This window comes from Klebsiella sp. JN_Kp122 (genome assembly GCF_040062085.1).
GTDB lineage: Bacteria > Pseudomonadota > Gammaproteobacteria > Enterobacterales > Enterobacteriaceae > Klebsiella > Klebsiella aerogenes.
In genome coordinates, this window is sequence record NZ_JBEAHW010000027.1 from 57,012 (window position 1) to 63,011 (window position 6,000).

Below are 6,000 nucleotides of genomic sequence, written 5' to 3' on the forward strand. Positions count from 1 at the left end.
CAAACCACGATTCCCGCGCGTATAGTAGCGAAGTTTGAAAGCACTACTCTTTTTTTGCATTACCGGGATGTAAAGTGAATACAACGCTGTTTCGATGGCCGGTCCGGGTCTACTACGAAGATACCGATGCCGGTGGTGTGGTTTACCACGCCAGTTACGTCGCTTTTTATGAAAGAGCACGCACAGAGATGCTGCGCCACCATCACTTCAGTCAGCAGGTTCTGTTGGCTGAACGAGTTGCCTTTGTCGTTCGCAAAATGACGCTGGAGTATTTTGCGCCCGCCAGACTCGACGACATGCTCGAAATCCAGACGGAAATTACCTCGATGCGAGGCACCTCTTTGGTTTTCACGCAGCGAATCGTCAACGCCGAGAATACAGTTTTGAACGAAGCTGAAGTTCTCATTGTGTGCGTTGATCCACTCTTAATGAAGCCTCGTGCGCTTCCCAAGTCTATTGTCGCGGAGTTTAAGCAGTGACTGACATGAATATCCTTGATTTGTTCCTGAAGGCGAGCCTTCTGGTTAAACTTATCATGTTGATTTTGATTGGTTTTTCTATCGCTTCCTGGGCTATTATTATTCAGAGAACGCGTATCCTCAATTCCGCCAGCCGCGAAGCCGAAGCGTTTGAAGATAAGTTCTGGTCCGGCATTGAACTGTCTCGCCTGTACCAGGAGAGCCAGGGCCGTCGCGATAGCCTCGCCGGTTCCGAGCAGATTTTTTACAGCGGCTTTAAAGAGTTCGCGCGTCTGCATCGTGCCAACAGCCATGCGCCGGAAGCGATTGTCGAAGGGGCGTCGCGCGCGATGCGTATCTCGATGAACCGCGAACTGGAAACGCTGGAAACGCATATTCCGTTCCTTGGCACCGTGGGTTCCATCAGCCCGTATATCGGCCTGTTCGGTACCGTCTGGGGGATCATGCACGCCTTTATCGCCCTCGGCGCGGTGAAGCAGGCGACGCTGCAGATGGTTGCGCCGGGGATCGCGGAAGCGCTGATCGCCACGGCAATCGGTCTGTTTGCTGCCATCCCGGCGGTTATGGCCTACAACCGTCTGAACCAGCGCGTGAACAAACTTGAACTGAACTACGACAACTTTATGGAAGAGTTCACCGCCATTCTGCACCGTCAGGCGTTTACCAGCAGCGAAAGCAATAAGGGGTAAGCCATGGCCAGAGCACGTGGACGCGGACGTCGCGAACTGAAGTCCGAGATTAACATCGTTCCGCTGCTGGATGTCCTGTTGGTGCTGTTGCTGATCTTCATGGCGACAGCGCCGATCATTACGCAGAGCGTGGAAGTCGATCTGCCGGACGCCACGGAGTCGCAAGCGGTGAAAAGCAACGATGAACCACCGGTTATCGTTGAAGTCTCCGGAGTAGGGCAGTACAGCGTGAAAGTCGGTCAGGAAACGTTGTCCCAACTGCCGCCGGAGCAGGTCATTGCTGAAGCGAAGCGCCGACTCGAAGCGAACGAGAAGACGGTGTTCCTTATCGGTGGCGCGAAAGATGTGCCTTACGATGAAATCATTAAAGCGCTTAACCTGTTGCATAGCGCAGGGGTTAAATCGGTTGGCTTAATGACCAAGCCTATTTAATCGGCCCGCGGAGCGAGCGGCGGTGGATATCGATAGCATTCCGCCGTTGCTTTTAAGCGGCAACAGGCGAACAGTTTTTGGGAACCGATAGTGTCAAAGGCAACCGAACAAAACGATAAGCTTAAACGAGCGATCATAGTTTCAGTGGTGCTGCACATCATTCTGATTGCGCTACTGATCTGGAGTTCGTTCGACGAGCATCTGGATACTTCCGGCGGCGGCGGAGGTTCGTCCATCGATGCGGTGATGGTCGATCCTGGCGCGGTAGTCAACAACTACAACCGCCAGCAGCAACAGCAGTCCAGCGCGCGTCGCGCGGCCGAGCAGCGTGAAAAGCAGGCTCAGCAGCAGGCCGAGGAACTGCGGGAAAAACAGGCTGCCGAGCAGGAACGCCTGAAGCAAATGGAACAAGAACGTCTGCAGGCGCAGGAAGCGGCTAAAGAAGCGAAAGAGCAGCAAAAACAGGCTGAAGAAGCGGCAGCCAAGGCGGCGGCCGCGGCAAAAGCGAAAGCAGATGCCCAGGCGAAAGAAGCGCAGGAAGCTGCCGCTAAAGCCGCTGCTGATGCCAAAGCTAAGGCCGATGCCCAGGCGAAAGTCGCGGAAGCGGCTGCCGCTAAGGCGGCAGCCAAAGCAGCCGCTGACGCGAAGAAACAGGCGGAAGCCGAAGCGGCGAAAGCCGCCGCGGATGCGCAGAAGAAAGCCGAAGCGGAAGCTGCGAAAAAAGCTCAGCAGGATGCAGAGAAGAAAGCGCAGCAGCAGGCCGAGAAGAAAGCTCAGCAGGAAGCGGCGAAACAGGCTGCGGCAGAAAAGGCCGCCGCTGAGAAAGCCGCTGCCCAGAAAGCTGCCGCGGAAAAAGCCGCTGCTGAAAAAGCCGCAGCAGCCGAAAAAGCCGCTGCCGCCAAAGCTGCCGCAGCAGAAAAAGCGGCGGCTGATAAAGCGGCCAAAGCCGCCGCCGCGAAGGCCGCCGCGGCCAAGAAAGCCGCTGCAGCTAAAGAAGCAAGCGGTGTTGACGATCTGCTTGGTGACCTGAGCTCAGGTAAGAATGCGCCGAAAACCGGCGGTGGCGCTAAAGGTAATGGCCAGCCATCGAAAGATAGCGGTGCCTCAGGCGCCAACGGCGGGGCAACGGGAGCTGATATCAGCGCATACGCAAAGCAAATACAGATGGCTATTCAAAGCCGCCTGTATGATGCCAGCCTCTATCAAGGCAAGCGTTGCGTGTTGCATATCAACCTTGGGCCTGACGGCACATTAAAGGATATCACCTCTGAAGGAGGCGACCCTGCGCTGTGTCAGGCGGCATTAACGGCAGCACGTACTGCGAGTATTCCTAAACCGCCAAGTCAGGCTGTTTATGAGAAAATAAAAAATGCGACACTAGACTTTAAACTGTAATCGTTTTTCCCCGTACAAGCGGGGAAAAACAATCTATGGTAGTCACAGGGTTTTGGTAGTTTTGTGTATTTGGGTTTGTTAACATTCTGCTAAATTATCGTGGGCTTTCCGCCCGGATAAGGGAGATATGATGAAGCAGGCATTACGAGTAGCATTTGGTTTTTTGATGCTGTGGGCGGCGGTGCTGCACGCAGAAGTACGCATCGAGATCACCCAGGGGGTGGACTCGGCGCGCCCCATCGGTGTGGTGCCATTCCAGTGGGCTGGCCCAGGCGCTGCGCCTGAAGATATTGGCGGCGTGGTAGCGGCTGACCTGCGTAACAGCGGCAAGTTTAACCCGCTGGATCGCTCGCGCCTGCCTCAGCAGCCGGGTAGCGCTCAGGAAGTGCAACCTGCAGCATGGTCCGCGCTGGGCGTTGACGCCGTGGTCGTAGGCCAGGTGACGCCAAACCCTGACGGTTCTTACCAGGTTGCCTATCAGTTGGTTGATACCGGCGGTGCGCCGGGTACCATCCTGTCGCAAGGCTCTTTCAAAGTGACCAAGCAGTACCTGCGTTATGCCGGGCATACTGCCAGTGACGCGGTATTCGAAAAGCTGACCGGAATTAAAGGCGCTTTCCGTACCCGTATCGCTTACGTGGTTCGCACCAATGGCGGTCAGTTCCCGTATGAGCTGCGCGTCTCTGACTACGACGGCTACAATCAGTTCCTGGTTCACCGTTCATCACAGCCGCTGATGTCGCCGGCATGGTCTCCGGACGGTTCTAAACTGGCCTATGTGACCTTCGAAAGCGGCCGCTCCGCGCTGGTAGTTCAGACGTTGGCGAATGGCGCAGTCCGTCAGATTGCCTCCTTCCCGCAGCACAACGGCGCGCCGGCCTTCTCGCCGGATGGCAGCAAACTGGCATTCGCACTGTCGAAAACCGGTAGCCTGAATCTGTACGTGATGGACCTTGGCTCCGGCCAGATTCGTCAGGTGACTAACGGTCGCAGCAATAACACCGAACCGAGCTGGTTCCCGGATAGCCAGAACCTGGCGTTTACTTCCGACCAGGCTGGCCGTCCTCAGGTGTATAAAGTCAACATCAACGGCGGTACGCCGCAGCGTATTACCTGGGAAGGTTCGCAGAACCAGGATGCTGACGTCAGCGCTGATGGTAAAATTATGGTAATGGTAAGCTCGGCCAACGGTCAGCAGCACATTGCTAAGCAAGATCTGGAAGCGGGTGGTGTACAGGTTCTGTCATCAACGTTTTTAGATGAAACGCCAAGTCTGGCACCTAACGGCACTATGGTAATCTACAGCTCTTCTCAGGGGATGGGATCCGTGCTGAATCTGGTTTCTACAGATGGGCGTTTCAAAGCGCGTCTTCCGGCAACTGATGGACAGGTAAAATTCCCTGCCTGGTCGCCGTATCTGTGATAATAAATAATTGATTATTAAAGGAATCAAAGAAATGCAACTGAACAAAGTGCTGAAAGGGCTGATGATCGCTCTGCCGGTTATGGCAATCGCGGCGTGTTCTTCCAACAAGAACGCCAGCAACGACCAGAGCGGTGAAGGCATGCTGGGTGCCGGCACTGGTATGGACGCTAACGCTAACGGCGGCAACATGTCTTCCGAAGAGCAAGCTCGTCTGCAGATGCAGCAGCTGCAGCAGAACAACATCGTTTACTTCGATCTGGACAAGTACGATATCCGTTCTGACTTCGCTGCAATGCTGGATGCGCACGCTAACTTCCTGCGTAGCAACCCGTCCTACAAAGTGACCGTAGAAGGTCACGCGGATGAGCGCGGTACTCCGGAATACAACATCGCTCTGGGTGAGCGTCGTGCTAACGCCGTTAAGATGTATCTGCAGGGCAAAGGTGTTTCTGCTGACCAGATTTCCATCGTTTCTTACGGTAAAGAAAAACCTGCAGTACTGGGTCATGACGAAGCGGCATATGCCAAAAACCGTCGCGCCGTACTGGTTTACTAAGAGAATTGCATGAGCAGTAACTTCAGACATCATTTATTGAGTCTGTCGTTACTGGTTGGCATAGCGGCCCCCTGGGCCGCTTTTGCTCAGGCGCCAATCAGTAGTGTCGGCTCAGGCTCGGTCGAAGACCGCGTCACTCAACTTGAGCGTATTTCCAATGCTCACAGCCAGCTTTTAACCCAACTCCAGCAACAACTCTCCGATAACCAAAGCGATATTGATTCCCTGCGCGGTCAGATTCAGGAAAATCAGTATCAGCTCAATCAGATTGTCGAACGCCAGAAGCAGATTCTGCAACAGATCGACGGGCTGACGAGCGGTGGCGGAGCAGCAGCGGCAGGTGCGCAGGCTCCGTCGTCTTCCGGCGATCAAAGTTCGGCTGCCGCCAGTACGGCGCCAGCGGCGTCTTCCGGGGCGCCTGCGATGACCGGGGATGCCAACACCGATTACAACGCGGCTATTGCGCTGGTTAAAGATTCGTCCCGCCAGGATGACGCAATGGTGGCGTTTCAGAACTTCGTCAAGAAGTACCCGGATTCAACTTATCAGCCGAACGCCAACTACTGGCTCGGACAGTTGAACTACAATAAGGGGAAAAAAGACGATGCGGCATATTATTTTGCCTCAGTGGTGAAAAACTATCCGAAATCCCCGAAAGCGCCGGATGCGATGTTTAAAGTCGGCGTCATCATGCAGGACAAAGGCGACACCGCGAAAGCGAAAGCGGTTTACCAGCAGGTAGTCAGCAAATTCCCTGGCACCGATGGTGCGAAACAAGCGCAAAAACGTCTTAACGCCCTGGGTTGATTATGGCATGACCAGAAATCGCGTTATTTCTGGTCTTGTCGCACGAAACCCAAGCAGTTAAGTGATCTTTATCGAAATTTTAGTTGCGCTGAAATCTGAAATCAGTAATATATGCCGCCGTTGCCAAGGGATATCGAACAAGCCCAAAGCGACGCCAGAGTGGGTCGTTAGCTCAGTTGGTAGAGCAGTTGACTTTTAATCAATTGGTCGCAGGTT

General features: G+C 54.5%; 7 protein-coding genes. All 7 read left to right on the forward strand.

Annotated features, from left to right (window positions below; all coding sequences use genetic code 11):
• Positions 1-74 precede the first annotated feature (74 nt).
• The 7 genes from ybgC to cpoB all read left to right on the forward strand — a co-directional run bounded on the left by ybgC (position 75) and on the right by cpoB (position 5,784).
• Positions 75-479, forward strand: coding sequence for a tol-pal system-associated acyl-CoA thioesterase (gene ybgC / locus ABLU78_RS12635; protein WP_004859689.1), 405 nt, complete (start codon positions 75-77; stop codon positions 477-479).
• On the forward strand, positions 476-1,168 hold the full coding sequence (gene tolQ / locus ABLU78_RS12640) for a Tol-Pal system protein TolQ (RefSeq protein ID WP_015704769.1): 693 nt from the start codon (positions 476-478) through the stop codon (positions 1,166-1,168). Before ybgC ends, tolQ begins: the two co-directional genes overlap by 4 nt.
• 3 nt (positions 1,169-1,171) lie before the next feature.
• Positions 1,172-1,600, forward strand: coding sequence for a colicin uptake protein TolR (tolR, locus tag ABLU78_RS12645; RefSeq protein ID WP_015367661.1), 429 nt, complete (start codon positions 1,172-1,174; stop codon positions 1,598-1,600).
• A 90-nt stretch (positions 1,601-1,690) separates the two neighbouring features.
• Positions 1,691-2,995 carry a cell envelope integrity protein TolA gene (gene tolA / locus ABLU78_RS12650; protein WP_015704770.1) on the forward strand — a complete coding sequence of 435 codons (1,305 nt, stop codon included), beginning with the start codon at positions 1,691-1,693 and terminating at the stop codon, positions 2,993-2,995.
• Between the two features lie 130 nt (positions 2,996-3,125).
• A complete protein-coding gene (gene tolB / locus ABLU78_RS12655; RefSeq protein ID WP_015367659.1) occupies positions 3,126-4,418 on the forward strand; it encodes a Tol-Pal system beta propeller repeat protein TolB in 1,293 nt (430 codons plus the stop codon).
• Positions 4,419-4,452: 34 nt separating this feature from the next.
• A complete protein-coding gene (gene pal / locus ABLU78_RS12660; protein WP_004859700.1) occupies positions 4,453-4,977 on the forward strand; it encodes a peptidoglycan-associated lipoprotein Pal in 525 nt (174 codons plus the stop codon).
• Between the two features lie 9 nt (positions 4,978-4,986).
• The gene (gene cpoB, locus ABLU78_RS12665) at positions 4,987-5,784 is read left to right on the forward strand and encodes a cell division protein CpoB (protein ID WP_032712896.1); all 798 of its coding nucleotides are present in this window, start codon (positions 4,987-4,989) and stop codon (positions 5,782-5,784) included.
• The last annotated feature ends 216 nt before the right edge of the window (positions 5,785-6,000 follow it).